Source organism: Candidatus Microthrix parvicella Bio17-1 (assembly GCF_000299415.1).
Lineage (GTDB): Bacteria > Actinomycetota > Acidimicrobiia > Acidimicrobiales > Microtrichaceae > Microthrix > Microthrix parvicella.
The window spans coordinates 854,793-880,528 of sequence record NZ_AMPG01000002.1 but is presented as its reverse complement, the minus strand read 5'-3'; the positions used below and the strand labels follow the sequence as shown (position 1 = coordinate 880,528).

Below are 25,736 nucleotides of genomic sequence, written 5' to 3'. Positions count from 1 at the left end.
GGTTGCGTCTATTGGGCTTCGCCCCGGCGGAACGGGATGCCGAGTGCCTTCGGCATGCGCAGCTTGCGCAGCGCAGTGGCCGCCACCACCAGGGTGACGATGTGGGGCGTATAGGGCAAGAACTCCTTTGGCAGCGTCTGGGTGGTGAGGTACCAGATGAGGAGACCCGCCGAGACGAGGCCGGACATGATCGCGTTCTTTCGGCGTCCCTGAATGGCGGCCACGATCGCCACCAGCGCGGTGGCGATGGCACCGGAGAGCAGGAACGCGTGCACGGCCACGCCGCTGGCGCCCCGCAACCGAACCGCGTCGCTGTAGCCGAACAGCGTGGCGGCCCCAACCGCAGACACCGGTCGCCAGTTGCCGAAGATCAGCGCAGCCAGGGCGATGTAGCCCCGTCCGCTGGTCTGGCCCTCCGAGTAGGTGGACGTGGTGACCGTCACGATGAACACCCCGGCCATGCCCGCGAGGAGCCCGGAGATCACGACGGCGATGAACTTGGTGCGGATCACCTTGACGCCCACCGACTCGGAAGCCCAAGGGCTCTCGCCCACCGAGCGCAGCCGCAGACCAAACGTGGTTCGCCACAGGATCCACCAGATGATGGGTACCAGGAAGATGGCGCCAAGGGTGAAGAGCGACAGGTCGGTGATCAGGCCCCGGGCCATGCCCGCCGCATCGGAGATGAAGAACCAGTGATGTTGCTCGATCGAGCCGAGCGCGTTCGACAGCGGCCAGATGGTGATCGTGGGAAAGTCGCCGCTGACGGGCGGGCTCTGGCGCACGCCCGCGCCCTCGCCGACGTTGGCGTAGACGGCCGCCGACAGGTAACGGCACAAGCCGGGAGCAAGCAGGTTGATGGCCACGCCCGAAATGATGTGGTCCACCTTGAAGATCACGGTGGCGGTGGCGTGCAGGCCCCCGCCGAGCGCGCCGCCCAACATGCCAAAGGCCAGGCCACCCCAGACACCCCAGTGCCAGCCGCCGTAGGCGCCAAACCAGGTACCCAGGATCATCATGCCTTCCAAGCCGATGTTGACCACGCCGGCCCGCTCCGAGAACAGTCCACCCAGAGCCGCCAGCGCGAAGGGCACGGTCAGCCGCAACGTCTCGGTGGTGAGGCCCGAGGAGGTCAGGTCGGTGGCTCCGGACAACACCCGGGTGATCGACAAGATGGCGACCCCGGTGACGGCAAAGAGGGCCCAGCGCTTCTCGGGACTGAACCAGGGTTTCGTCGGCTTGTCGGGCTCGAGCAGGTCCTCGTCCAGCGACCGGGGAGTGATTGCCGTGGTCATGAGGCCGCCATGTGTTCGGGTGCGGTGCGATCGTTGGGTTCGGACCCGGTGGTCAGCTCACGGGCGGTCGCCCGCTGCATCTGAACGTCGCCCAGACGCTCTGCCACCCCGTAGGCGATCACGGCGGTCAACAAGACGACACCCTGCATGATCGTGACGATCTCGGGCGGAACGTCGACGAGTTGCAGTCCCTGCCCGGCCCGGTCGAGAAACCCGAACAACAGCGCGCCGGCGGCCATGCCCAGCGGATTGTTGCGGCCCAGCAACGCCACCGCGATTCCGGTGTAGCCCAAACCGGTGGGGAAATCCTGGGTGTAGCGATGGAAGATGTTCTCCGACAGCAGCACCGGCAGGCCGACGGTGCCGGCGATGGCCCCCGAGATGAGCATGGCCTTCATCGTCATCGCCTTGGGGCTGACCCCTGACACCGCTGCGGCGGTGGGGTTGGCGCCCGACATGCGCAGGTCGAATCCAAACCGGGTGCGGTTGATGACCACCCACATGACGGCGCCAAGTCCGGCTGCGATCAGCGCAAACACCGACAGTTTTTCTGCGCTCGACACCTGAGCCAGGTTGCCCACCCAGCCCGAGGGACCAATCGGCTTGGTCTTGATCAGCTGCGTCTCGGAGGTGTCCCTCCACCGATTGACGAGGAACGCCACCGTACCTGCGGCGATGGCGTTCATCATGATGGTGGAGATCACCTCGGACACGTTGCGGGTCACCTTCAACACGGCGGGCACGGTGGCCCATGCCGCACCGGTCAGCATGGCCACCACGATGATGAAGGCCACGTGGAGCGGGGGAAACAGGTTCACCTGGGCTCCGGCGGCGGCGGCCACCACCACTGCCACCGCATACTGGCCCTCGACCCCGATGTTGAACAGGCCCATCTTGAACCCGACGGCCACCGCCAAGGCCGACAGGTACAGCGGGACGGCCTTGTTGGCGGCCACCAACAAGGAGCCTTCGGTGGTGCCGAAGCGGAACATCTCGGCGTAGGCGGAGAACGGATTGTGGCCCGACACGGCCAGGATCACCCCGCACAGCAGCGCCGCCAGTGCGACCGCCACGATCGGTGCCGCGATCGACGGCACCGCCCGCCGGGCTCGAAGTTGAAGCGCCGTGGAGTTCACGCCACCTGCTCCTGACGGCGTCCGGCCATGTAGGTGCCCAGGTCCTCGGGAGTGACGTGGGACGGGTCGAGGTCGGCGGTGAGCGCTCCCCTGAAGATCACCAGCAGGCGGTTGGACAGGCCGATCAGCTCATCGAGGTCGGCGGAGATCAACAGCACCCCAAGCCCATCGCCCCTGGCGATGCGCAACTGTTCCCAGATGGCCGCCTGGGCGCCGACGTCCACGCCTCGGGTCGGGTGGGCGGCGATCAGCAGGGTGGGTTCGGCGGTCATCTAGCGGCCCACGATCAGCTTTTGTTGGTTGCCGCCCGACAGCGCCAGCGCCGGGATGTCCGAACCCGGGGTGCGCACGTCGTAGGAATCGATGATGTCGACGGTGTCGGCACGGGCGGCTTTGCGTCGCAGCCACGGGCCGCGTCGATAGCGGCGCCCCTGGTGACCCAACATGACGTTGGACCACAGCGACTCGCCCAGCACCAGACCCTCCCGGTGACGGTCGGTGGGCACGTATCCCAGACCCGCATCGCGGCGCTGCCGGGTGGACATCGGCCGGAGGTCCGCCCCGTCCAACCGCATCTCGCCGGACTCGGGATGCCGGAGACCCAGCAGGGCTTCGATGAGCTCCTGCTGCCCGTTGCCCTCCACCCCGGCGATGCCCACGATCTCACCCTGATGAACGGTGAGGTCGACGTCGTCGAGCAGCCGGCGTCCGCCCTCGGCGGTCAGCGTCAGCCCGACGGTCTGGAGTGCGACCGTGTCGCTGGGAAGGTGTGGCTCAAGGGAGGGTGTGGGCAGTTCCGAGCCGACCATCAACGTGCCCAGGTCGGATTCGTCAACGTCGCCCGGCTTCACCGTGGCCACGGTGGTGCCCGCCCGCATCACGGTGATGTCGTCGGAGATCTCGAGTACCTCGTCAAGCTTGTGCGAGATGAACACGATGGTGACACCGCCGTCGCGCAGCGCCTGCAGGTTGGTGAACAGCTCGGTCACCTCCTGGGGGATCAACACCGCGGTGGGCTCGTCCAGAATGAGGATGCGTGCGCCCCGGTACAGCACCTTGAGGATCTCCAGGCGTTGGCGCTCACCAACGCTGAGCTCCTCCACCAGGCGATCGGGATCGAGGGGAAGTCCGTGGCGTTTGCCCAACCGGCGGATCATGTCATTCGCCCGACCCAGGTTCAGGACGCCGCGGTCGGCCTGCTCGGCGCCCAGAACGATGTTCTCGGCGACGGTCAACTGGTCGGCCAACATGAAGTGCTGGTGCACCATGCCGATTCCGGCATCGATCGCTGCCGCGGGTGAGCGAAAGGCCTTGACGGTTCCACTGACCTCAATGGTGCCCTCGTCGGGCTGGTGCATGCCGTAGAGGGTCTTCATCAGGGTGGACTTCCCCGCGCCGTTCTCGCCGATCAGCGCATGGATCGAGCCCGCCGCCACGGTGAGGTTGACGTCGCGGTTGGCAACGACACCGGGGAATCGCTTGGTGATAGCGGTGAGCCTGATTGCCGGTGGTGGTTGCTCACCGGACGCGACGGGGGGACGTCCCGGACCTTGCTCCGAGACATCCCCGCCGCCGTCGTTGTCCACAACCGTTCCCCGGTCCCTGAGTGACTCAGCCCTCGGGGGTGGTGGGCACCTCGATCTCGCCCGAAATGATCTGCTCCTTGAGCTTGTCCAAGTCGGCCGAGATGTCGTCGACGTACCCGCCCGACGTGGAGTAGTCCACGCCGCCGGCCTCGAGGTCGAAGGAGGTGACCCCGCCCTCGGTCTTGCCGGCATCGAAGTCGGTGATCGCACCTGCGACGGCGACGTCAACCTTCTTGAGCATCGATGTGAGGATCACGGCCTGCTGGTCCTTGGGCACCAGGTTGTACTGGTCGGAGTCCACGCCGATGGCCCACTTGGTGGTGTCCTTGCCGCCGTTGGCCTCGACCGCGGCCTCGAAGAGTCCGCTGCCGGAGGCGCCCGACGCGTGGAACACCACGTCGGCTCCGTCGTCGTACATCTTCTTGGCGATCGTCTTGGCCTTGGCCGGGTCGTTGAAGCCGTCAAAGTCCGGCGGCTGGGTGATGTACTGCGATTGGATCTTGATGTCCGGGTTGACCTTCTTGGCCCCGGCCTCGTACCCGGCCTGAAACTTCTTGATCAGATCGGTCTCGACGCCGCCGATGAAGCCGATCTGGCCGCTCTCGGATTTCATGGCCGCCGCGGCGCCCACCAGGTAGCTGCCCTGCTCCTCGGCGAAGACCAACTGCTTGATGTTTTTGGTCTTGGCCTCGTCCTCGGGCGGATAGGCGTTGTCGACGATGGCGAACGTGGTGTCCGGGTGGGCCTGGGCGGTCTCCAGAACCGAGTCGGCGAACAGGAAACCGACGCCGATCACGGGGTTGTAACCGCCTGCCGCCAGGCTCTCGAGCAGCTCGGCGCGGTTCTGACCGCCCTCGTCCGGCTCGAGTTCCTTGGTGGTGTAGCCGAGCCTGTCGGCAGCCTCGTTGAGCCCCTTGGACGCCGCGTCGTTGAACGACTTGTCGCCCTTGCCTCCAATATCGAAGACCAGGCCGATCTTGCCCTTGTCCTTGGCGCCGTCCGTGGCGTTGGCATCGTCCTGACTGTCGCCGCACGATGCCAGCATCAGTGCGGGCACGCTCAGCATTGCGGCCGCTGCCAGCACTCTCCGTCGTGATGTCACAGAAGATCTCCTTGGATCCGGTTGTCCCTCGTCGCCCCACCGCGTTGGTGGGTGTGACGATAGGCGCCCATGTGGCGGCGTGCACAAGATCCTGACTCCACCCGACCGGCCCTGCGTTGGTGGGTTGCACCGTCGGCTCCGGCCCGCCGGGAACGGCCCGGTAACATCGCCCATTCCCCCGACCTCCCCCCGAAATCACCCAGCTGGAGACCACCCATGTCACATCATGATTCGCCGCCGCCCGCCTCGATCCACGTGGCCGGAATCGGCAATGCGCTGGTGGACGTGCTTGCGTCCGCCCCGGAGGAATTGATCGACGAGTTGGGCCTGGTGAAGGGCGCGATGGGTCTGGTGGATGCCGACCGATCGGCGGAGATCTATGACCACATGGGTCCCGGCACCGAGATCTCGGGTGGCTCGGTTGCCAACTCGATGGTGGGCGTCGCCTCGTTCGGCGGACGTTCCCACTACCTGGGCAAGGTCCGTCAGGATCAGCTGGGGGAGGTGTTCGTCCACGACATCCGTGCCAACGGTGTGGGCTTCACCACGTCGTTGGCCACCGACGGGCCCGCCACCGGTTCGTGCCTCATTCTGGTGACGCCGGATGCGCAGCGAACGATGAACACCCACCTGGGCGCGGCGGTGCACTTTGGGCCCGATGATGTGGACCCGGCGGTGGTCACCGATACCGAGGTGCTGTTCCTCGAGGGGTACCTGTTCGATCCACCGGCGGCCCAGGAGGCGTTCAAGGTGGCCGCCAGGCTGGCCCGCGACGCGGGACGCAAGGTGGCGGTCACCCTGTCCGACCCCTTCTGCGTGGAGCGCCACCGAGCGGCGTTCGTCGACCTGGTCGACCACCACGTGGACGTGGTGGTGGCCAACCGCGACGAGCTGTGCTCGCTGTACGAGACCGACGACATCAACGAGGCTCACAGGATCGTTGCGGATCGCTGCCCGATGGCGGTCGTCACCCATGGCCCGGACGGGTCGTTCGTGCTCACAGGCGACCAGACCGTGCGAGTGGCCGCCGAGCCGGTGGCCAACGTCGTCGACACCACGGGCGCCGGCGACCAGTACGCGGCCGGGTTCTTCTATGGGCTGGCCACCGGGCTCGACCTGGAGACCTGTGGTCGTCTGGGCTCGATCGCCGCCGCCGAGGTCATCTCCCACCTGGGCGCCCGCCCACAGGTGTCGCTTGCCGAGCTGGCCGCACCGGCGCTCGCCGGCCGCAACCAGGGCTGACCCGCCACGCCTGATCAGCGACCGATGAGTTCGACGGCCGAACCCAGGCTGGCTGCCACCGCAAAGCGGGGGTGATCGAGCGGCGGCTCGGCCACCTCGTGGATCCACTGGTTGACCGACGGCACCCAGATTGCCCATCCGCCCAGCTCCAACACGGGCACAATGTCGCTGCGCACCGAGTTGCCGATCATGACGAAGCGTGCCGGGTCGACTCCCCAGCGGCGCAACACGGCGTTGTAGTGCGCCAGGTCCTTCTCGGGCAGGATCTCGACGCCGTCGACCCACTCGGACAGGCCACTGGCGGCCACTTTGGTCTCCTGTTCGAACAGGTCGCCCTTGGTGATGATGCTGCGTCGCAGCCCGGTGCGTGCCAGCAGGGCCAGGGCCTCGGTGACGCCGGGATAGGGCTCCAACGCATTGCCGAGCATCTCCCGCGACCAGTCGAGGATCCGGGCGATGTCGTCGCCTCCCACGGCGCCGTCGGACAACATGATGGCGGTTTCGATCATCGACAGCGTGAAGCCCTTCACCCCATAGCCAAACACGGCAAGGTTTCGGCGCTCGACGTCGTCCAGGTGGGCGCCGGCCACCGCATCGGCAAGCAGGTAGGGCGCCATCAGCGCCTCAAATCGGCTTGCGATGTCCTGGAAGCCACCCTCGGTCTCCCACAGCGTGTCGTCGGCGTCCAGCCCAACCAGATCCAGGTTTCGAGGTGCCTCGACGAACCAACTGGTGGGGACCTCGGCGCTCACGACGGGCAGTCTCGCAGGTACGGTGCGATATGGCTCCAGCGACCCGTCACCCGGCGACATGGCACTGACCAGCGGCATCGGGACCCCCTCGGAGTTCGACCGTGCGCTGCTTGTGCACAGCGCCCGCCGCCTGGACCCGACGCCGCCGACACCCGAGGCGTTGGCGACCGCTCCCAAGGTGCTGTTGCACGATCACCTCGATGGCGGTGCCCGACCCGCAACGCTGATTGAATTGGCCGAGGAGCAGGGCTCGTACGACCTGCCCGGAACCGACGCGGCCGAGCTGGCGCAGTGGTTTCACCAGGGCGCCGACCGGCGCGACCTCGGCCTGTACCTGGAGACCTTCGGACACGTGGTGGCGCTGATGCAGCGACGTGACGCCATTGTGCGAATCGCCCGGGAGTGTGCCGAGGACCTGGCCGCCGACGGCGTGGTGTATGCCGAGGTGCGCATGGCGCCGGAGCTGTGCGTGGAGGGCGGCCTCTCGATGGACGAGGCGACCGACGCCATGCTCGAGGGACTGGCCCAGGGATCGGCCGGCACCGAACTCACCGTGCGGCTGCTCTGCACCGCCATGCGCACCGCCGCCCGATCGGTTGACGTGGCCCAGGTGGCGCTCAATCACCGCGACGATGGCGTGGTGGGCTTCGACATCGCCGGCAAGGAGGACGGGTTCCCACCCAGTCGACACCTGGATGCCTTCCAGTTGGTGATGCGCGAGGACTTCCACATCACCATCCATGCCGGTGAGGCGTTTGGTCTGCCGTCGATTGCCGAGGCCCTGCATTACTGCGGCGCCGGACGGCTGGGACACGGGGTGCGGATCGTTGACGACCTGGTGCTCACCGGTACCGAGGACCGCGGTCCCGGCCTTGCACCCGGTATCACCGAGGACTCCGCCGTACACCTGGGGCGAACGGCGGCGTTCGTGCGTGACACCCGGGTGCCCCTCGAGATGTGCCCGTCTTCCAACGTGCACACCGGCGCGGCTGCGTCGATCGCAGAGCACCCCATCGGTCTCTTGACCGACCTGCGGTTTCGGGTCACGGTCAACACCGACAACCGACTGATGTCCAATACGACGATGACCAAGGAGTTTGGCCTGTTGGTCGACGAATTGGGCTTCGACCTGGGCGGCCTGCAGTGGCTCACCCTCAACGCCATGAAGTCGGCGTTCCTCCCGTTCGATCAGCGGCTGGCGATCATCGACAACGTCATCAAACCCCGCTACGGGGCGCTGCGAGGTCAGCCGGTGTAGGTGGCACGGCCGGAGACCGCCGCGGCCACCCTGGCGGGCGTTGCGGTCATGGGCACGTCAAGCCCGACCGGCAGCTCGACCGAGCCCACGTCGCACCCGCGATCGCCTGATCGGCTGCGCCCCTGGCCGTCCGTTTTGACATGTGCGAGGCACGTCGGGGGAGGCACGCGATCCACCAGCACACCGTTGGGCACCGGCGGCCGTGCAGGCACCGGCGGACGCTCCTGAAGGTCTCCCTGGTAATACCCGAGCAGGCCGACGCCGTCCCGGGGGCCGTCGCTCAGGTCGCCGACGCCAGAGCCAAACCCGCAGCTGGGATCGTCGCCCACGTTGTAGCCGTGGCTGGTCGCCCGTTCCACCGAACACGAGTTGGGCGCCCCGGCGCCCCCGGCGACGTAGCCGGCAAAGGAGTCGAGGTTGACCGCCCCCAGTTGCCGCCCGCCGGAGGGGGAGGTGGTCGAGTTGTCCACGATGGTCGAGAAGACCAGGGTGGCATTGGTGGCCACGGCACCGCCGTTGGTCATCGCCAGGTTGTTGGTGATCGTGGAGTTGGTGGCATGGAGGTCGCCCAGCACCCACACGCCGCCGCCGGCCGATCCGGCGGAGTTGCCCGACACCACCGAACGGATCAGGTTCAGCTGTGCGGGTGGGCCGGACAGCGTGACTGCGCCGCCGGTGTCCTCCGCCGAGTTGGAGGTCAGCATGGAATCGCTGATCGTGATCTCGGAGCTGCCTTCGGAGAGCAGCGCGCCCCCCGAACCCTGCCCGAGCGGCGCCGTGGCCTGCCCGCCGGCGAGCGTCACCTTTGACAGGTCCACCCGGTCGTCGCCCGTGACGTGTAGCACCCGTTGACCGGGGCATTCCTGCACCACGGTGGCCCCGTTGCCTTCGATCCTGATACCGCCACCCACCGTTGAGAGGTCCAGGTCACCCCCCTCGTTGTCGTTCTCGTCGGAACCCTCCCCTGGTCGAGCGTCCGTTCGGCGACACCCCTTCGTCAACCTGTAGGTGGTGGGTTTGAGCACGATGACCGTGTCGGTGCCGCTTCGCGTCGCCGAGTCGACCGCATCTCGCAACGACCCCGGGCGCCCATCGGCCGAGGTGGTGGTCACGATGCGCTCGGCCCGCTCCCAACCTTCGGGAAGCGCTCCGGTGCCCTCGTCGTTGCCCACGACGCCGATGGCCAGAGATCCTGGCAGGAGCAGCGCCAGCGTCACCGCGGCGAAGACGAGGAGCCTCCACCGGAGGCTTCGTCCCGATTCGTCGTTCTCGTCGTTCTCGCTCGCAGACGCCGTCGGGGCACCGCCCTTCCCTCCTTCGATGACTGGTGGGTCGGGCTCCGAGGCGCCTCGATCGGGCATCGCCCGGTCGAGGCCGCGGCGTGCGCCGGACAGGCCTCGGTCGCGGAGACCGCTGAGCAATCCCATCAGTTGGGTGGTCTGCGGCCGTGGAGCCGCGGATTGCCGTCGGCCGTGCCTGTTGGAACCGGGCCGCCAGGAACCGGCGCGCCAAGAATCGTGCGGACCTCGTGTTCCATCCATTCCAGCCGGGTGCCGGCGCGTCGCCTGGCGGCTCGAAGGATCCGCTCACCGGCGCGGCTCCCACCGGCAACCTGCTCGACAACCTCCAGGTACGCCTTGAACTTCGGTTCGGTTCCCGACGGCCGGAAGGCCACACGGTCGCCACCGCGAAGGAACAGTCGCACCAGGTCGTCGGATGGGCGGTCGACCGATTCCACCAGCCTGCCGCCCAACGCCGTCGGTGGGTTGCTTTCGAGTCGGGCCACCAGCGCATCGCGGTTTCGAGCCCAGCCGGTGCTGTCGAAGCGCACCGACACCTGGGAGGTGGTGTGAACCCCGTGCTCACGCGTCAGGCGGTCCAGCACCGCAAGGGGATCGGACCCGGTGTTCAAGAGCCGACCGCACAGGTCGGCGACGGCGAGTGCGGCGAGGAGCCCGTCCTTGTCCCGACAGCCGGGGCCGACCGCGTAGCCCATCGCCTCCTCGTAGGCCACCAACTGCAGCCACTGGGGGTGGGCCAGGGCCGGACGGCACAGCCACTTGAAGCCGGTCAGCGTTTCGGCGTAGTGCACGCCCGCTTGGGTGGCCATCTTCTCCAGCAACTGGGACGACACCATGGTGGTGGCCAACAGGCGGTCGGGAAGGCCTTGGCTTCGCTGGAGGGCCCACCAGGCCAGCAGCGCGCCCACCTCGTTGCCGGTCAACGTGTGCCACTGATCGTCCGCGTCGGGTACGGCGACCGCGAGACGATCGGCATCGGGATCGTTGGCGAGGATCAGGTCGGCCCCGAGCTCGGTGGCCAGCGCAATGGCGGCGTCGAGCGCACCCGGCTCCTCCGGGTTGGGGAAGGCGACGGTGGGAAAGTCGGGATCGGGAACCTGTTGTTCGGGCACCGGGGTGACGCTGGTGTAGCCGGCGGCGCCCAACAGCTGAAGCAGTGGCGCCCCGCCGACGCCGTGCAGCGCGGTGGTTACCACTTGAAGGTCGGGGTCTCCGGCGGCCCCGACCTGGTCCAGCGTGTCGGCCAGATACCGATCCACCATGAGGCGGCGGGTGTTGACCGCACCGGAGCCGGGGTGGGGCGTCAGCCTGCGGTCGCGGGCCGCCGCCTCGATGGCTGTGGCGATTCGGGCGTCGATCGGTGGGATGATCTGTGCCCCGTCGCTCCAGAACACCTTGAGGCCGTTGTCGGAGGCCGGGTTGTGGCTGGCGGTCACGCACAACCCGGCGCCGAGCCCGTGCTTGGAGACCGCCCAGGCCACCAACGGTGTCGGGACCGGCCCGGCCGGCTTCATCACGCTGATGCCATGAGCCTCCAACACCTCCACCACGTCCTCGGCAAACCGGGCGGAGCGGTGGCGGGCATCGTGGCCCACGATGGCGGTTTTGGGCACCCCTTCGGAGATCATGACCCGGGCGATACCGGCGGCGCTCTGGCGAACCAGCAACCGGTTCATTCGGTTGGGGCCGGGCCCCATCGCCGCTCGCAGCCCGGCGGTCCCAAAGGCCAAACGCTCACCAAAATGCTCGGCCAGGTCGGCTTCGTTGCCCTGCTGGAGGAGCCGCGTCGTGGCGTCCCGTGTTTCGGCATCGGGGTCGAGTGCCATCCAGGTACGGGCGGCGGCCCGCAACCCGGCCTGGTCAACGTTGGGTCGCAGCTCCGCCATGACCTCGACGGTACTGCCCCGGAGGCCGCCCGACCCGACTCCAGCTCGTCGCCGCCGTCGACGCCGGCATCGTCTCGCACCCGGGTGGCGGCGCTCGGCCGTATTCGCCAAGCTGGACCATGGCGTTCTTTGATCACCACTGTCACCTGGCGGACCTGGATGACGGGCAGGAACTGTTGGATGCGGCCCGGTCGCAGGGGGTGAGCAGGTTCATCGACGTGGGCGTCACCATTCAGTCGTCACGCGCCTGCCTTGAGTTTGCGAGCACGAGGGATGGGGTGTGGGCCACGGCGGGCGTGCACCCGCACGATTCGAATGAGGGACCGGTCGATGAGCTGATCGTTGCGCTGGAACAACTGGTCGATGGCGGCGCGGTCGCCGTGGGCGAGTGCGGCCTCGACTATCACTACGACCACTCCCCTCGAAACACCCAGCGGGACGTTTTTGCGGCCCAGATCCAGCTGGCTCTGCGGCTCGATGTGCCGCTGGTCATTCACACCCGGGAGGCTTGGCAGGACACCTTCGCCGTCCTCGATGACGAGGGCTGGCCCAGGCGCACGATCCTTCACTGCTTCACCGGTGGTCCCCAGGAGGCGGAGCGGTGCCTGGCCGGCGGGGCGGTGCTGTCGTTCTCGGGCATCGTCACGTTCAAGGGGGCCGCAGACGTGCGCGAGGCGGCCAAGCAGGTGCCACCCGACCGGTACCTCGTTGAGACCGACACGCCGTTTCTTGCGCCGGTGCCCCACCGGGGTCGACGAAACCAGCCGGCCTGGGTGGTCGACGTGGCTCGCGGGCTGGCCGAGGTCCGGGGCGAGACGGTCGCCGAGGTTGAGGCCAACGCCTGGGCCAACACCCACGCGGCCTACGGCCTGGCACTCCCGACTGTCGGCTGAGGCCGTTCCGGACCTGCTCGTCAACCGGGATGCCAAAGCCCGCAGTAACCTTGTCCTTAATGGCCCAGCACCGATCCACGCCGACCCGCATCCGGATCGCCGCCGGACTGACCGGGGCGGTTGTCGCCGTGCTGGCCGTGGTGTTCGTCGTCACCCTTGGCGATGATTCGGAGGAGGCCGCCACGACCACCGCCGTCACCACCACATCGGGGGTGCCGCTGCCGCCACCGCTCTTCGAAACCGATCCGTCGTGGAACATTCGCGGTCATTCCCGATTCGCCGACGCCGAGCGGAGCAAGCGGGAACCGGGCGGCCGCGGCCCGTTGGTCGAGGGCGTGGAGAACGTGCCCCCGACGCGATTGAACATCACCACCACCACCATCGAACAGCGTGTCATCAGCCTGGAGGAGTCCGGGGCGTTGACCACGAGGACCACCTCAGGGCCCTCGGTGACGACGTCGGGTGTCGGATCCTCCAGCGGCGGAACCGGTACATGACCCCACAGGCCGGACCGCCGCTGCTCACACGCTCGACGATCTCGGAGCTGCTGGCCCGGTACCGACATCTGCCACGCAAGACCCTGGGTCAGAACTTCGTGGCCGATCCCAATACGATTCGTCGAATCGTCACGCTGGCGGGCGTCACCGAGGAGTCCTCGGTGGTCGAGATCGGACCCGGGCTCGGTTCACTCACGCTGGGCCTGGCCATGACGGCGGGACGGGTGGTGGCGGTGGAGGCCGACCCGTCGCTGCTGGAGCCGTTGACCGAGGTCACCGCCGGCACGGGGGTGGAGGTGATCGGCGCCGATGCGTTGTCGTTGGACTGGGCCGAAACGCTGAGTGGTGCCGCCGTGGCATCCGCCACTACCCCGAAGGTGACCGAGTGGGACCTGGTGGCCAACCTGCCCTACTCGGTCGCCACGTCGTTGCTGTTGGGTGTGGCCGAGCGGGCGCCGATGATCACCCGCGGCCTGGTGATGGTGCAACGCGAGGTGGGGGAGCGGTGGCAGGCCGAGCCGGGCTCGCGAACCTACGGCATTCCCACCGTGATGCTGGCTCGATGGGGCACGGCGTCGATCGTCGGCGAGGTGCCCCGCAGCGTCTTTCTGCCCGAGCCCCGGGTCGACTCCGTGCTCGTCCGGTTTATCCGCCACGAGCGCTCGCCCATCCCAACGGACGGTGTCGACGATGAGCGTCTCGATCGGGTGGTGCGCACCGCGTTTGGGGGCCGCCGCAAGATGTTGCGGCGGTCGCTGAGCGGCATCGTCTCGCTCGAACACTTCGAGGTGGCCGGCGTGAATCCGACCGATCGCCCCGAGCAACTCGCCCTGGCGGACTTCTCACGGCTGGCGGCGCAGCTCCCCGCCGGCCGGTAACTTGGCCTGGTGCCGGATCACGTCAAGGACCCGCTCGATCAAGCGGTGACGCTTCAGGCTCCAGCCAAGATGACCTTGAGCCTGCGGGTCACCGGGGTTCGCCCGGACGGGTACCACACACTGGACGCCGAGATGGTCTCGCTGTCCCTGGCCGACCGGCTGGTGCTGGGGCCCGGCGAGGGTCTCACCATCGAGGGTGAGGGTGCGTCGGCCGGCGACGACTCGGTGAAATGGGTGGGTGCCACCAGCGACAACCTGGTGACACGGGCACTCGCGCTGGTGGGGCGCACGGCCTCGGTGCAACTCACCAAGCACATACCCGCCGGTGCGGGGCTTGGTGGTGGATCGGCCGATGCAGCCGCCATCCTGCGCTGGGCGGGGTGGACCGACCTGGGCGCCGCGGCCCGACTGGGTGCCGACGTGCCGTTCTGCGTCGTCGGCGGGCGCGCCCGGGTGAGAGGTATTGGGGAGCTGGTCGAGCGGCTGCCCTTCAGGGCCCTTGACCTCACGCTGTTGACGCCCCCGCTGGGGGCATCAACACCTGCGGTGTATGCCCGTTGGGACGCGCTTGGCGGGCCCTCCGGCGACAACGGCAACGACTTGGAGCCCGCAGCGTTGGCCGAAGTGCCCGAGCTGGCGAAGTGGCGTCATCGCCTGGGCGATGCGTCCGGCCAGGTGCCACGGTTGGCGGGCAGCGGTTCGACGTGGTTCGTCGAGGGCCACCACCCGGGACCCGGGCATCGCCTGGTCAGCACGGTGCCCGCCGCACCCTGAAGGTGGCGGCGAGGCGGAGGCTACTTCTTGGAGCGACGCTGGTGACGCGTCTTCCGCAACAGCTTCTTGTGCTTCTTCTTCCGCATACGCTTGCGACGCTTCTTAATCAGTGATCCCATGAGGGGGGGCACTGTACCGGTCCCCAGCGAATCGAACCAAGGCGGCGCCGGCGGCGGACGGCCGGTATCGTGTGGCCAACTACCTTTGGCGGGTAGTTCAATCGGCAGAACGCCTGACTTTGGATCAGGAGGTTGCAGGTTCGATCCCTGCCCCGCCAGCGAACAACATCGACGCACGTATCCCCAACAACACGTCGACCTCCGGGTCGGAGGAGCACACTGCGGTGGAGCTGGTCACCAAGAAGAAGCTGTTGCTGGTCGCTGGTCGGGTCCACCCCGAACTGGCCACCGAGATCTCCGAGCGCCTTGGCGTTCCCCTGGGCGACGTGGAGCTGGCCAGCTTCCCCAACGGCGAGCGCCACTGCCGTTATGGCGAGTCGATCCGGGGCGCCGACCTGTTCATCCTGCAGACCCACGACAGCATCGAGGGCACCACGATCAACGACGCCATCATGGAGCAGTTGATCATGGTGGATGCGGCTCGCCGGGCCTCCGCCAAGCGCATCACGGTGGTGGCGCCCTTCTTCGGCTACTCCAGGCAGGACCGGAAGGCCACGGGGCGCGAGCCGATCACGGCCAAGCTGGTCGCCAACCTGTTCGCCGCGGCCGGCGCCAAGCGACTGGTGTCGATCGACCTGCACTCGGGCCAGATTCAGGGGTTCTTCGATGGGCCGGTCGACCACCTCACAGCCATGCCGGTGCTCGTCAACTGGATGAAGGCCAACCTGCCGCCCAACGTGGTGGTCGTCAGCCCCGACTCGGGCCGGGTGCGGGTGGCGGAGCGCTACGGCAACCACCTCAACACCGATATCGCCATGGTGCACAAGCGCCGGGTGAAGGTGGAGGGTGCCGGTGCCGACGGCGAGCAGAGCATCGTCGAGGCCAAAGGAGTGGTCGGCCAGGTGAAAGGTCGGCCGTGCGTGATCATCGACGACATGATCGACACCGCGGGCACCATCTGTGCCGCTGCGGAGCAGTTGAAGGTGGAGGGCGCCACCGAGGTGTACGCCGCAGCCACCCACGGGGTGCTCTCGGGCCCGGCGGTCGACCGGCTGAAGAACGCGCCGATCGAGAAACTGGTCATCACCAACACGCTGCCGATCCCACCGGAGAAGAACTTCGACAAGTTGGTGGTGTTGTCGGTGGCCGAGATCATCGCGGACGCCCTCGACGCGGTGTTCGAGGACACCTCGGTGTCAGAGATCTTCGCCGGTCAAAACCACAGCTGATCGTCGTCCCGCGTACATGGTGGGCAGCGGCTGAACCCAGCGGCCGTGGTAGTCGGCGTGGGCCAGCAGCGTGCCCGAGCCGCCCGGCCAACATCGCAACTGCACGGCCGCCCGGTCGCGACGGAATTCGTCGGGTTCGAAGCTCACCCTCACCAGCGGCGCGGCCTTGGTGGCCCGCTCGCCGGCCGCCTCGATGGCCCGGGTGATCGGCCAGCGTTCAGCGGTGGGCACGTACTGCCACATGATCGACTGGAACACCATCGTGGGGCGAGAGCCCGCCCGGTCTGCCAACACGCCGTCCAGCGTGGCTGCGGTGTCGTCGGTCTCGATCAGCGTGGCCGGCACGGCGGCCGCCAGTTGGACCGCTCCGTCGAGGCGTTTGCGCCGCTCGGTCTGATCCGGCCAGAGGTAGCTGTGCAGGCGCAGCGCAACGTCCGGGTCGGTCGGGTCGGCCGGGTGTGGGTCGAGACCGATCCGATCGTCGACCTGCCACTCGTGCAGATGTGGGGCTCCGCCGACCCACTCCGGCGCCAGGCGCACCAGCGAAGCCGGATCACCCGCCAACGGTTGCTCGCCCGTCGACCGGTGGCCGTCGAGGTAGGCGAAGCGGTCCATTCGGAGGTTGAGCCCCGCCGACGTGCCCACCTCCACCAGCGAGATCGGACCGCTCAAACCGGGCATGCCGGCGAGCGCCGAGAGACCCAGGGCCAGGGCGGCTGCCCGCCCGGTCTCGTTGGTCTGCACAGCACGATGCAGAAAGTCGGCGGCGTGGTCGGGGTGTGAGGCGAGCGCCTCGAACACCGCGTCCGCCGGCGGCGCAGCGCCGCCCAAGCGGGTGTTCGGCCGGCACGATGGGTAGGCGGCTGCGAGCGCCGGCGCGTCTCCTGACAGTGCCAGCGCGTGGGCCGCTCCCATGAGCCGCAGGGGCATGGCGTCGCCGAAACGCCACCGCTCGAGCGGCGCCAGGAGCGCGTCGTAACGCCCCGACCGCACCTGCTCGCCCACGTTGGGCACGAGCGCTCCATAGAGGGGCGAGCCCAATGCGGCGCAGCTTCGGCCCTGTGAGTCAAACCAATCGCCAAGCGTCGAGCGAAGTTGGGTCAGGTCGGCCATGGCGCCATGCTCCCACGGCGAGGCCTTGCCGCCGGGTTGCCCTGCCGCCGGGTTGCCTTGCCGCCGTGGCGCTGCTGGTGCGGTCGGTCCGATGGGGCGATGGGGGGCCCATCGAATCCGGCGTCTATCATCGTCCCCGGCCCGGGGACGCTCGGGAGTCCTCGGAACCCCCGGGGAACGAAACCAGGAGACGTCTCAAGCCATGTCACAGCAGACAGAAACCATCGCCATCAGCGCCCAGGTGCGCACCGAGATCGGTTCGGGTGCCGCCATTCGTGAGCGCCAGGAAGGTCGCATCCCCGGCATCCTCTACGGTCTCGACAAGGGTAATGTGCCCATCACGGTCGAGCGGGCCGACCTGCGTCATGCGCTGGCCACCGAGCACGGCGAAAACGCCATGCTCACGCTGACCGTCGGCGACGAGGTCGTGCCCGTCATCGTCAAGGAACTGCAGCGTCACCCCGTGCGGCGCAACGTCACCCACTTCGACCTTCAGCGGGTGTCGGCCACCCAGCAGGTCACGGTGGTGGTGCCCCTGTACCTCGTCGGCACCGCCAAGGCGGTCATCGCCGAAGGCGGCATGGTAGAGCGCAAGCTGTCCAACATCGAGGTGCGGGTGCGGGCCGACTCGATCCCGGAGCGCATCGAGGCCGACATCTCCGAACTGACGATGGGTCGTTCGCTGCAGGTCCAAGACCTGAACCTGGGCGACGGCATCAAGGTGCTGACCGACGGACGCAAGGCCGTGGCGTCGGCCCACCTGACCCGGGCCGCCGTGGTGGCGACCAACGCCGTCGAGGGCGAGGGTGCCGAGGGCGAGGGTGCCGAGGGTGAGGAGGCCTCGGCCTGAGCCCCCGAGGCTCGTCCGACGCCCGACCGAAGCGCCGGGGCACCCCGGCAGACCTGGTGGTGGTTGGCCTGGGGAACCCCGGATCCCGCTACGAGGGCACCCGCCACAACGTCGGCGCCGACGCAGTGGCCCTCTTGGCCGAGCGTGCAGGCGATCGGTTGCGGCCGTCGAAGGACGAGGCGCTGCTGAGCGAAGCCCGTCTCGGCGGTCACCGCGTGCTTTTGGCGTTCCCCACCACCTACATGAACGACTCCGGTCGCTCGGTGGTTCGGCTGTGGCGCCGAGGTGGCCAGGAGGACTTCGATCGCCTGGTCATCGTGCACGATGAACTGGACCTGCCCCCTGGACGGGTGAAGGTGAAGGTGGGCGGCGGACTGGCCGGGCACAATGGGCTGCGGTCGGTGGAGGCACACCTGCACACCCGTGATTTCACCCGCGTTCGGATTGGGGTGGGTAAACCGCCCGGTGGCAAGGAGCAGGGTGTGGGGCACGTGCTGTCCAAGACCACCGGCGCCACCAAGGAACTGCTGGCCGTGGCCGTGGTCGAGGCGGCCGACGCCGTCGAGTTGATCCTGACCGAGGGCGTGGACGCCGCCATGGCAAGGATCAATGCCAGGTGATGCCGAACTCCCATGGTGAACCGGGTCGGACGCTGACGCGGGTGCAGGGGTGAGCCGCCGCTGGTACGGGGTGGTGATTGCAGCGGCCGTCCTGGCCACGGTGGTCGCACTGCTCGGTCAGCTGCGAGGCACGGAGGATCGAAGCGCCGACGCCGACCAATGGGGTACCGGCGAGTTGATCGAGACCGACGACGTGCCGATCGTTGTCGACAACACGTTGGTGGCGTCCGCCGACAATGCCGAGGTGCGACGACGCCGTCTCGTCACGGTCCCGGCGGTGGGCGTGGAGCCCACCGCCAAGGGGTTTCGGCTGGGCTGGGAGGAACCGGCGGCGTGTCGCGGCGAGCGGATCCTGATCCACGAGTCCCCGGTCGAGGTGTTGGTGGAGGTCACGTCGGCCGAGCCCTTCGCCACGCCGGAACGCACCGGTTGCGCACAGCGGGGGCCCATGGGCGACGACGTGGTGGGCGTGCTGCCCGTGCACGTGACGTCGGTGACCCTGGCCGAGCCGCTGGGCGATCGTCCGGTGCTCGACGCCGCCCGGGCTCATCTGCTGTTGGTCGTCGACGGTTAGCCGCCTTCTCAACCCAAACGCACTCACCCTCAACCCAGGCGCGTCACCCCACCCGCAGTGCCCCCGGCGCATCGGCCGGCACGACCGGGTGATGCGGTGCCACCGGGGTGAGCGGGCGGTACGGGTCGCCGGGTTCCGGTCGGGTGTCGGGCTCGCCGCGGTTGGGCCAGTAGGCCATTGCCCGCTCTGCTTGGGCGGTGATCGTCAGCGACGGGTTGACCCCGAGGTTGGCCGAGATTGCTGCGCCGTCGACGACCGACAGGCCCGGGTACCCGTGGACGCGGTGGTATGGGTCGATGACGCCGTCCTCGGCGGTGGCGCCGATCGGTGCGCCGCCCAGGATATGAGCGGTCATCGGGATGTTGACGACGTCATTCCAACCGCCGCCGGCAAAACCGTCGATCTCCTCGGCGATCTGCCGCACCGCCTCGTGACCCACCGGGATCCAGGTCGGGTTGGGCTCGCCATGACCCTGCTCGGACGTGAGGCCGCGCCCCCAGCGCTTGGGCCTCAGGTTGATCGAGTTGTCCCGGCTCTGCATGACGAGGGCGATGATCGTCTGCTCGGACCACTTTCGCAACGACAGGTTGCGCAGGAACGTCCCCGGTTGCCTCATCACCTCCGACAGCCATCGCAGCGCCCGCCGAGGGCCGCCGTCGGCGAGCGCGGTGGTCAAGAGCCCCATGGCGTTGGAGCCCTTGCCGTAGCGGCAGGGTTCGATGTGGGTGTCGGCGTCGGGATGGAACGACGAGGTGATCGCCACCCCCTTGGTGAAGTCGACGTCGTCGCGAAACGTGCGCGCCCCGAGGATCGCCTCGGAGTTGGTCCGTGTGAGCCGGCCGAGCACCGGTGAGAGGTGAGGCAGGCTGCCGTCGTTGGCCATCGCATGCAGCAGCTTCTGGGTACCGAGCGTTCCGGCGGCGAGCACCACCCGGTCGGCGCTGAAGACGGTCCGGCGGCGTCCCCCGGTTGCGGTGGTCTCGACGCGGAAGCCGCCGCCGGGCCGGGGCACGATGGCGGTCACGGTGGTCATCGGCCGCACCGATGCCCCCGCCTGCTCGGCCAGGTACAGGTAGTTCTTCAGCAGCGTGTTCTTGGCGCCGTGGCGACACCCGGTCATGCACTCGCCGCAGTGGATGCAGCCGGTGCGATCCGGGCCGACCCCGCCAAAGTAGGGGTCCTTCTCGGTCACTCCCGGCGTGCCCAGGTAGACCCCCACCGGCGTCGGTCCGAACGTGTCGCCCACCCCCATCCGGGTTGCGACGTTGGCCATCACGCGATCGGAAGGGGTCGTCCGGTTGTAGCGGGTGACCCCCAGCATGCGGGACGCCTGGTCGTAGAACGGGGCGAGCTCACGTTTCCAGTCGGTGATGTCCGCCCACTGCGGGTCGTCGTAGAACGCATCCTTGGGCGTGTACAGCGTGTTGGCGTAGTTCAGCGAACCTCCGCCGACGCCGGCCCCGGCGAGCACCATGACGTTGCGCAGCAGCGAGATCCGCTGCATGCCGAAGCACCGCAACGCCGGCGCCCAGAGGAACTGCCGTAACCGCCATGAGGTTGCCGGGTACGTGGACTCGTCGAAGCGTTGGCCCGCCTCGAGCACGGTGACGTCGTACCCCTTCTCGGTCAGTCTGAGTGCGGCGGTCGATCCGCCGAACCCGCTCCCAACCACGATGACGTCAACCCGTTGCATCTCCATGCCTGCGTTGTAACACAGGCCGGGCCTCCGCAGGCCTTCGGTGGGCCCGATGACGGCTGCGTGCTTCCCGGAGCACGCAAGTATCCTCCCCGGGTGCCCCTGAGCTCCCTGGCAGCGCTGCTTCGAGACGACCCGTCGGTGCGTGATGCGCTGGGCCGGACGGCCGCCACGGTGGCGGTCCCCGAGGCGGTGCGGGCGGCCTACATCGCTGCAATCGCCGAGACCTCCAGCCGTTCGCCGATTGTGGTTGCCGTGCCCACGGTGGCCGAGGCCGAGACGCTCTGCGACGACCTGGGCACGTGGTTGGGGCCCGACGCGGTTGAGTGGTTTCCGGCTTGGGAGACGTTGCCCTTTGAGCGGGTGAGCCCGTCGACCGAAACGATGGGTCGCCGCATGCGGGTCATGTGGCGTCTTGGCGACCCTGCACGCAGCCCCCGGGTGGTCGTGGCACCCATTCGCGCCCTGTTGCAACGGCTCGGCCCGCACATCGAGGAGACACGGCCGGTGATCGTGGGTGTGGGCGACACGGTCGACTCGACCCAACTCGTGGATGAACTGGTCGGGTGGGGGTATCGCCGTGAGTATCAGGTGGAGCACCGCGGTGAGGTGGCGGTCCGAGGTTCGATCGTCGACGTTTTTCCGGCTACGGCCAATTCGCCGGTGCGCATCGATCTGTGGGGCGACGAGGTTGAGCGACTCACCGAATTCTCGGTGGGCGATCAACGCTCGGTGGCCTCGATCTCCGAGGTGGAGATCCACCCGGCCCGCGAATTGTTGGTGACCGAGGAGGTGGCCGTGCGGGCCGCCAGGCTCGTGTCGGCCGAGCCCTGGGGCGCAGCGCAGTGGCAGCGCCTGGCCGACGGCGAGACGTTCGACGGCATGGAGTCGTGGCTGCCGTGGCTGACCGACACCGAACACGTGCTGTTCGATCTGCTGGACGCAGACGCCCAGGTGCTCTTGGTGGAGCCCAAGCGACTGGCCGACCGGGGCGCCGACCTCTTGGCGGAGGAGGCCGACCTGGCCGATTCGCTCGCCCGTACCTGGGGCACCGACGGCGCCTCGCTCCGTCGTCTGCACCTGCACTTCGACCGGCTGTTGGCACACACTGCGGCGCCCGCCTGGTCGGTGCTCGCCACGGCGTCGGGTCCCGACGTGCCCGTGCTGGAGAGCCACCGGTGGCCCACTGCGGTTGGCGGGGGCGAGGCCCTGACCGCTCGGCTCGGGTCGTTGCTCGCCGATGGCTACCGGGTGGTGGTCGCCGCCCACAACGCAGGCTCGCTCGATCGAATCGACGGGATGTTGGGTGACTCCGGCCTGACCCTTGCCCGGCACGACGCCGGCGTCGATCCCGAAGGATTGACGCTGGCCCGACCCGGTGGTCACCTGACGGTGGCACCGTTGCACGAGGGCTTCATCGCGTCCGAGGCCCGCCTGGCGGTGCTGGCCGAATCGGACCTGACCGGGCGCCGTCGAACCCACCGCAAGCCCAAGACCCCACGTAAGGCGTCGCGTGATGCCCAGGCGTTCTTCGCCGACCTGGCGCCGGGCGCCTACGTGGTGCACCACCACCATGGGGTGGCCCGCTACGGGGGCATGGTCACCCGCTCCCTGCCGGGGCCCAACAACACGTCGGTCGACCGCGACTACCTGCTGTTGGAATATCGAGGTGCCGACAAGCTGTACGTGCCGTCGGACCAGATTGACGCAGTGCGGCAATACACCGGCGGATCCACCCCCACGCTGTCGCGTATGGGTGGCTCGGACTTCGCCCGCACCAAGGCCAAGGTGCGCAGCCAGGTGGCCGAGGTGGCACAGGAACTAGTGGTGCTTTACCAACTGCGCACCCAAAGCGAGGGCCACGCGTATCCGCCCGACACGCCCTGGCAGACCGAGTTGGAGGAGGCCTTCGAGTTCACCGAAACCCCGGACCAGGACCGGGCGATCGACGACGTGAAGGCCGACATGGAGTCGGACCGTCCGATGGACCGCCTGGTGTGCGGCGACGTCGGGTTTGGCAAGACCGAGATCGCCCTCCGGGCGGTGTTCAAGGCGGTCCAGGACGGTCGCCAGGCCGCGATCCTGGTGCCGACCACGCTGTTGGCGTCGCAACACTTCACCACGTTCAGCGAGCGCTTCGCTCCGTTTCCGGTTCGGGTTGAGGTACTCAGCCGATTCCTCACCTCCGCCCAGGCCAAGCGTGTGCTGCAGGCGCTTGCCGCCGGCGAGGTGGACGTGGTGGTCGGCACCCACCGCCTGCTGGGCGCAGACGTGTCGATCCCCAAGTTGGGGCTGCTGGTCGTTGACGAGGAGCAGCGCTTCGGGGTGAGCCACAAGGAGCGCATCAAGGAGATGTCGGTGGGCGTCGACGTGCTCACCCTGTCGGCCACCCCCATCCCCCGCACGCTGGAGATGAGCCTCACCGGCATTCGAGACCTGTCACTGCTGCACACCGCACCCGCCGAACGCCAGCCGATCCTCACCTACGTCGGCGAGTTCGACGATGCGCCGGTGGCGGAGGCGATCCGGCGCGAACTGCTGCGTGAGGGTCAGGTGTTCTACGTCCACAACCGGGTGGAGGACATCGACCGGCGGGCCTCCCAGCTGGCCGAGTTGGTACCCGAGGCGCGCATCGCGGTTGCGCACGGACAGATGGACGAGGGCACGCTTGAGCAGGTGATGCTCGACTTCTGGGAGGGCCACTACGACGTACTGGTGTGCACCACCATCATCGAGTCGGGCATCGACATGCCCATGGTGAACACGCTGGTGGTCGAGCGCGCCGACCTGCTGGGGTTGGGCCAATTGCACCAGATCCGCGGGCGGGTGGGCAGGTCGGGCCAGCGGGCCTACGCCTACCTGTTCTACCCGCCCAATCGTGAACTGACCGAGGAGGCCTACGAGCGCCTGAAGACCATCGGAGAGAGCACCGAGCTTGGTTCGGGATTCCGCATCGCCATGCGTGACCTCGAGATCCGTGGCGCAGGCAACCTGTTGGGCACCGGCCAGTCCGGCCACATCGCAGCGGTGGGCTACGACCTGTACGTCGAGATGGTGACCCAGGCGATCGCCGAACTGTCCGGCGAGCCGGTGCGCCAACCCGCCGAGATCAAGCTGGACCTGCCGGTCGACGCGCACCTGCCCGACGACTACGTCGCGCAGGAGGATCTGCGTGTCGAGGCCTATCGGCGTTTGGCCACGGTCACCAGCCAGGCGGAGGTGGACGACATCGCAGCGGAATGGATCGACCGGTTTGGCCCAACGCCCGAACCGGCGCTGGCCCTGCTGTCGGTTGCCCGGGTGCGAGCCGAATGCTCCCGCATCGGCATCACCGAGTGCACCGCCACCCGCAACCCCGACTTCTCGGGTCCGCCGCTGCGGGCGGTGTTGGCGCCGGTGGAGCTGGGCGCATCGGCACACATGCGTCTCGACCGCGCGTTTTCGGGCGCCGTGTACAAGGCGGAGCCGGCCCGGTCCACCAACAGTTCCGCCACCACCCCGGGGGTGGGCGGTGGGCAGCTCCAGGTGCCGGTGCGGGCCGGGCACGGGTTGACCGAGGACCTGGGCACGCTGTTCGCCCAGCTCTGGCCGCCCGAAGGCACGGAGCCGCCTCCGTTGCCCCGGCCCACCGGCGGTCACGCCTCGACGGCACCGCGACGGCGAAGCACGATCGGCTCGCGGCCGCCGGCCCCAAATCGGAGACCCGCCCCATCGCCCGGCGATCCAGCTGCCATCGCCGAGGCTGAGGCCCGAGCAAAGCGGGTGGCCGAACGCCGTGCCCGGCGCTCGCAGCGGTAGCTCGCCGGGCGATCGGTCGGGTGGGGCGGCCGGCGCTACCATCGCGGGCGCACCATCCCCTGCATGCCTGGAACCCCTCTGACCATGTCGCTGATCAGCCCGCCCGCCCGAGTCCGGACACTTACCGCCTGTGTCGCCGTCGGTGCGCTGACGTTCAGCGGCTGTGGCGTGGCCGCAGAGACCACGGCCGCCACCGTGAACGGCGAGACGATCACCGACGCCCAGGTGGAACAGGCGGCGCGGGTGCAGGCCATCGGCAACCTGCCCCTGGCCGAGGACGACCCGGTGCCCCTCGAGGTACAGCGGCGGGCATTGAGCTTTCTGATCGCGGGACGGTTGCTGCAGGACGAGCAGGCCGATCTCAACATCGATGCCCCTGCGGGCTTGGCCGACGCTCTCGGTGCCCGACTGCAGGCCGATCCCGCATTCGCCAAGCTGTCCGACGGTGAGCAGAGCGATCTGGTGTCCACGGCTGTGGCGGTGGTGCCGCCTCAACAGGGTGCCGATGGCAGTCAGCCCCCCGGGGTGGCCGCCGCCATCCAGCAGGCACTGGTGAGCGATCCGGCGGCGCGGGCCACCTTTCGGGCCGAGCACCCGCAGATGTTTCGTGAGCTGTGCGCGGACATCGCCCAGGCACAGCCGGACGATGCCGACGAACTGAACCGGCTCATGGCCAAGGATCCGGCCGCCGGTTTCGAGAAGTTCGGGCAGCTCAACCAGTGTCAGACCGCGGCGGCCACCAACGGGTTGGTGCCGAGGTCGTCGCCCCAATGGCCCACCTTGAGTGCGGTGCTGTCGGGGCCGATCGACACGCTGGTGGGGCCGATCGCCTCCACGGTTGCCAACCCGGATCCGGCCGCACAGGGTGGCGGCGACAGCATCAGTCTGACCCGTTGGGTCCGTCCGACCGGGTCCCATGAGTTGGACGATACCGAGGCAACCAGCTTTGTTTCGTCGCTCGACGGGGAGACCCTGCTGACGTTGCTGGCGCTCCAGCCCGGCAGCGTGGATATCGACTCCCGCTACGGGGACGTGTTGACCGTCGGCCCGCCCGACGGGCTGCAGGTGGCCAGGGTGGCGCCCAACGGCTCCGGCGCGGTTTCGAGTTCGGCGTCCAGACCCGGCCAGGCCCCCTAG

At 68.4% G+C, this 25,736-nt stretch carries 21 protein-coding genes, 1 tRNA gene and 1 pseudogene; 13 read left to right on the top strand and 10 right to left on the bottom strand.

Annotation, left to right across the window (positions count from 1 at the left end):
• Positions 1 to 8 precede the first annotated feature (8 nt).
• The 4 genes and pseudogenes from MPARV_RS0112210 to MPARV_RS0112195 all read right to left on the bottom strand — a co-directional run bounded on the left by MPARV_RS0112210 (position 9) and on the right by MPARV_RS0112195 (position 5,119).
• Positions 9 to 1,295 (bottom strand): ABC transporter permease, encoded by a 1,287-nt coding sequence (locus MPARV_RS0112210; protein WP_012225597.1) that lies wholly within the window; start codon positions 1,293 to 1,295, stop codon positions 9 to 11.
• Complete coding sequence (locus MPARV_RS0112205; protein ID WP_012225599.1) at positions 1,292 to 2,431, bottom strand: ABC transporter permease; 1,140 nt, start codon at positions 2,429 to 2,431, stop codon at positions 1,292 to 1,294. The genes MPARV_RS0112210 and MPARV_RS0112205 overlap by 4 nt, the downstream gene beginning before the upstream one ends.
• A pseudogene (locus MPARV_RS21295) lies at positions 2,428 to 3,933 on the bottom strand (ABC transporter ATP-binding protein). The gene MPARV_RS0112205 and the pseudogene MPARV_RS21295 overlap by 4 nt, the downstream one beginning before the upstream one ends.
• 109 nt (positions 3,934 to 4,042) lie before the next feature.
• On the bottom strand, positions 4,043 to 5,119 hold the full coding sequence (locus tag MPARV_RS0112195; protein ID WP_012225603.1) for a BMP family lipoprotein: 1,077 nt from the start codon (positions 5,117 to 5,119) through the stop codon (positions 4,043 to 4,045).
• Positions 5,120 to 5,335: 216 nt separating this feature from the next.
• Between MPARV_RS0112195 and MPARV_RS0112190 the strand changes: the two genes are divergently transcribed.
• Entirely contained in the window at positions 5,336 to 6,361 is a 1,026-nt protein-coding gene (locus MPARV_RS0112190; RefSeq protein WP_012225605.1) for an adenosine kinase, read from the top strand.
• A 14-nt stretch (positions 6,362 to 6,375) separates the two neighbouring features.
• On the opposite strand, the gene MPARV_RS0112185 is transcribed toward MPARV_RS0112190, so the two are convergent.
• Positions 6,376 to 7,113: an HAD family hydrolase gene (locus MPARV_RS0112185; protein ID WP_020378440.1), complete on the bottom strand. Its 738-nt coding sequence runs from the start codon at positions 7,111 to 7,113 to the stop codon at positions 6,376 to 6,378.
• 58 nt (positions 7,114 to 7,171) lie between these two features.
• Between MPARV_RS0112185 and MPARV_RS0112180 the strand changes: the two genes are divergently transcribed.
• The gene (locus MPARV_RS0112180; protein WP_012225609.1) at positions 7,172 to 8,371 is read left to right on the top strand and encodes an adenosine deaminase; all 1,200 of its coding nucleotides are present in this window, start codon (positions 7,172 to 7,174) and stop codon (positions 8,369 to 8,371) included.
• On the opposite strand, the gene MPARV_RS0112175 is transcribed toward MPARV_RS0112180, so the two are convergent.
• Positions 8,359 to 9,798, bottom strand: a complete 1,440-nt coding sequence (locus tag MPARV_RS0112175) for a hypothetical protein (RefSeq protein WP_012225611.1) — start codon at positions 9,796 to 9,798, stop codon at positions 8,359 to 8,361. The genes MPARV_RS0112180 and MPARV_RS0112175 overlap by 13 nt on opposite strands.
• Positions 9,798 to 11,558 (bottom strand): phospho-sugar mutase, encoded by a 1,761-nt coding sequence (locus tag MPARV_RS0112170; protein ID WP_020378438.1) that lies wholly within the window; start codon positions 11,556 to 11,558, stop codon positions 9,798 to 9,800. The genes MPARV_RS0112175 and MPARV_RS0112170 overlap by 1 nt, the downstream gene beginning before the upstream one ends.
• A 119-nt stretch (positions 11,559 to 11,677) precedes the next feature.
• Between MPARV_RS0112170 and MPARV_RS0112165 the strand changes: the two genes are divergently transcribed.
• The 4 genes from MPARV_RS0112165 to MPARV_RS0112150 are packed head-to-tail and all read left to right on the top strand — an operon-like array spanning position 11,678 to position 14,600.
• Positions 11,678 to 12,451: a TatD family hydrolase gene (locus MPARV_RS0112165; RefSeq protein WP_012225615.1), complete on the top strand. Its 774-nt coding sequence runs from the start codon at positions 11,678 to 11,680 to the stop codon at positions 12,449 to 12,451.
• 59 nt (positions 12,452 to 12,510) lie between these two features.
• Complete coding sequence (locus tag MPARV_RS0112160; protein ID WP_012225617.1) at positions 12,511 to 12,948, top strand: hypothetical protein; 438 nt, start codon at positions 12,511 to 12,513, stop codon at positions 12,946 to 12,948.
• Entirely contained in the window at positions 12,945 to 13,826 is an 882-nt protein-coding gene (gene rsmA / locus MPARV_RS0112155) for a 16S rRNA (adenine(1518)-N(6)/adenine(1519)-N(6))-dimethyltransferase RsmA (RefSeq protein WP_012225619.1), read from the top strand. The genes MPARV_RS0112160 and rsmA overlap by 4 nt, the downstream gene beginning before the upstream one ends.
• 9 nt (positions 13,827 to 13,835) lie before the next feature.
• Entirely contained in the window at positions 13,836 to 14,600 is a 765-nt protein-coding gene (locus tag MPARV_RS0112150) for a 4-(cytidine 5'-diphospho)-2-C-methyl-D-erythritol kinase (protein WP_020378437.1), read from the top strand.
• Between the two features lie 20 nt (positions 14,601 to 14,620).
• On the opposite strand, the gene MPARV_RS23670 is transcribed toward MPARV_RS0112150, so the two are convergent.
• Positions 14,621 to 14,719, bottom strand: a complete 99-nt coding sequence (locus tag MPARV_RS23670) for a 30S ribosomal protein bS22 (RefSeq protein WP_012225623.1) — start codon at positions 14,717 to 14,719, stop codon at positions 14,621 to 14,623.
• An 86-nt stretch (positions 14,720 to 14,805) separates the two neighbouring features.
• Here MPARV_RS23670 and MPARV_RS0112145 point away from each other — a divergent pair.
• Positions 14,806 to 14,878, top strand: a tRNA-Gln gene (locus MPARV_RS0112145).
• 65 nt (positions 14,879 to 14,943) lie between these two features.
• On the top strand, positions 14,944 to 15,948 hold the full coding sequence (locus tag MPARV_RS0112140; RefSeq protein ID WP_031278440.1) for a ribose-phosphate diphosphokinase: 1,005 nt from the start codon (positions 14,944 to 14,946) through the stop codon (positions 15,946 to 15,948).
• Here MPARV_RS0112140 and MPARV_RS0112135 read toward each other — a convergent pair.
• On the bottom strand, positions 15,916 to 17,061 hold the full coding sequence (locus MPARV_RS0112135; protein ID WP_020378436.1) for a DUF2332 domain-containing protein: 1,146 nt from the start codon (positions 17,059 to 17,061) through the stop codon (positions 15,916 to 15,918). The genes MPARV_RS0112140 and MPARV_RS0112135 overlap by 33 nt on opposite strands.
• A gap of 202 nt (positions 17,062 to 17,263) precedes the next feature.
• On the opposite strand from MPARV_RS0112135, the gene MPARV_RS0112130 reads away from it, so the two are divergent.
• The 3 genes from MPARV_RS0112130 to MPARV_RS24770 are packed head-to-tail and all read left to right on the top strand — an operon-like array spanning position 17,264 to position 19,105.
• Positions 17,264 to 17,911, top strand: a complete 648-nt coding sequence (locus tag MPARV_RS0112130; RefSeq protein WP_012225630.1) for a 50S ribosomal protein L25 — start codon at positions 17,264 to 17,266, stop codon at positions 17,909 to 17,911.
• A 59-nt stretch (positions 17,912 to 17,970) separates the two neighbouring features.
• Entirely contained in the window at positions 17,971 to 18,531 is a 561-nt protein-coding gene (pth, locus tag MPARV_RS0112125) for an aminoacyl-tRNA hydrolase (RefSeq protein ID WP_238538859.1), read from the top strand.
• Between the two features lie 49 nt (positions 18,532 to 18,580).
• The gene (locus MPARV_RS24770) at positions 18,581 to 19,105 is read left to right on the top strand and encodes a hypothetical protein (protein ID WP_020378434.1); all 525 of its coding nucleotides are present in this window, start codon (positions 18,581 to 18,583) and stop codon (positions 19,103 to 19,105) included.
• Between the two features lie 43 nt (positions 19,106 to 19,148).
• Here MPARV_RS24770 and MPARV_RS0112115 read toward each other — a convergent pair whose 3' ends face one another.
• Positions 19,149 to 20,804 carry an FAD-dependent oxidoreductase gene (locus MPARV_RS0112115; protein ID WP_020378433.1) on the bottom strand — a complete coding sequence of 552 codons (1,656 nt, stop codon included), beginning with the start codon at positions 20,802 to 20,804 and terminating at the stop codon, positions 19,149 to 19,151.
• Positions 20,805 to 20,897: 93 nt separating this feature from the next.
• On the opposite strand from MPARV_RS0112115, the gene mfd reads away from it, so the two are divergent.
• Together mfd and MPARV_RS0112105 are read left to right on the top strand one after the other, a co-directional pair.
• On the top strand, positions 20,898 to 24,599 hold the full coding sequence (gene mfd / locus MPARV_RS0112110; RefSeq protein ID WP_238538858.1) for a transcription-repair coupling factor: 3,702 nt from the start codon (positions 20,898 to 20,900) through the stop codon (positions 24,597 to 24,599).
• Positions 24,600 to 24,662: 63 nt separating this feature from the next.
• Complete coding sequence (locus tag MPARV_RS0112105) at positions 24,663 to 25,736, top strand: SurA N-terminal domain-containing protein (protein WP_012225640.1); 1,074 nt, start codon at positions 24,663 to 24,665, stop codon at positions 25,734 to 25,736.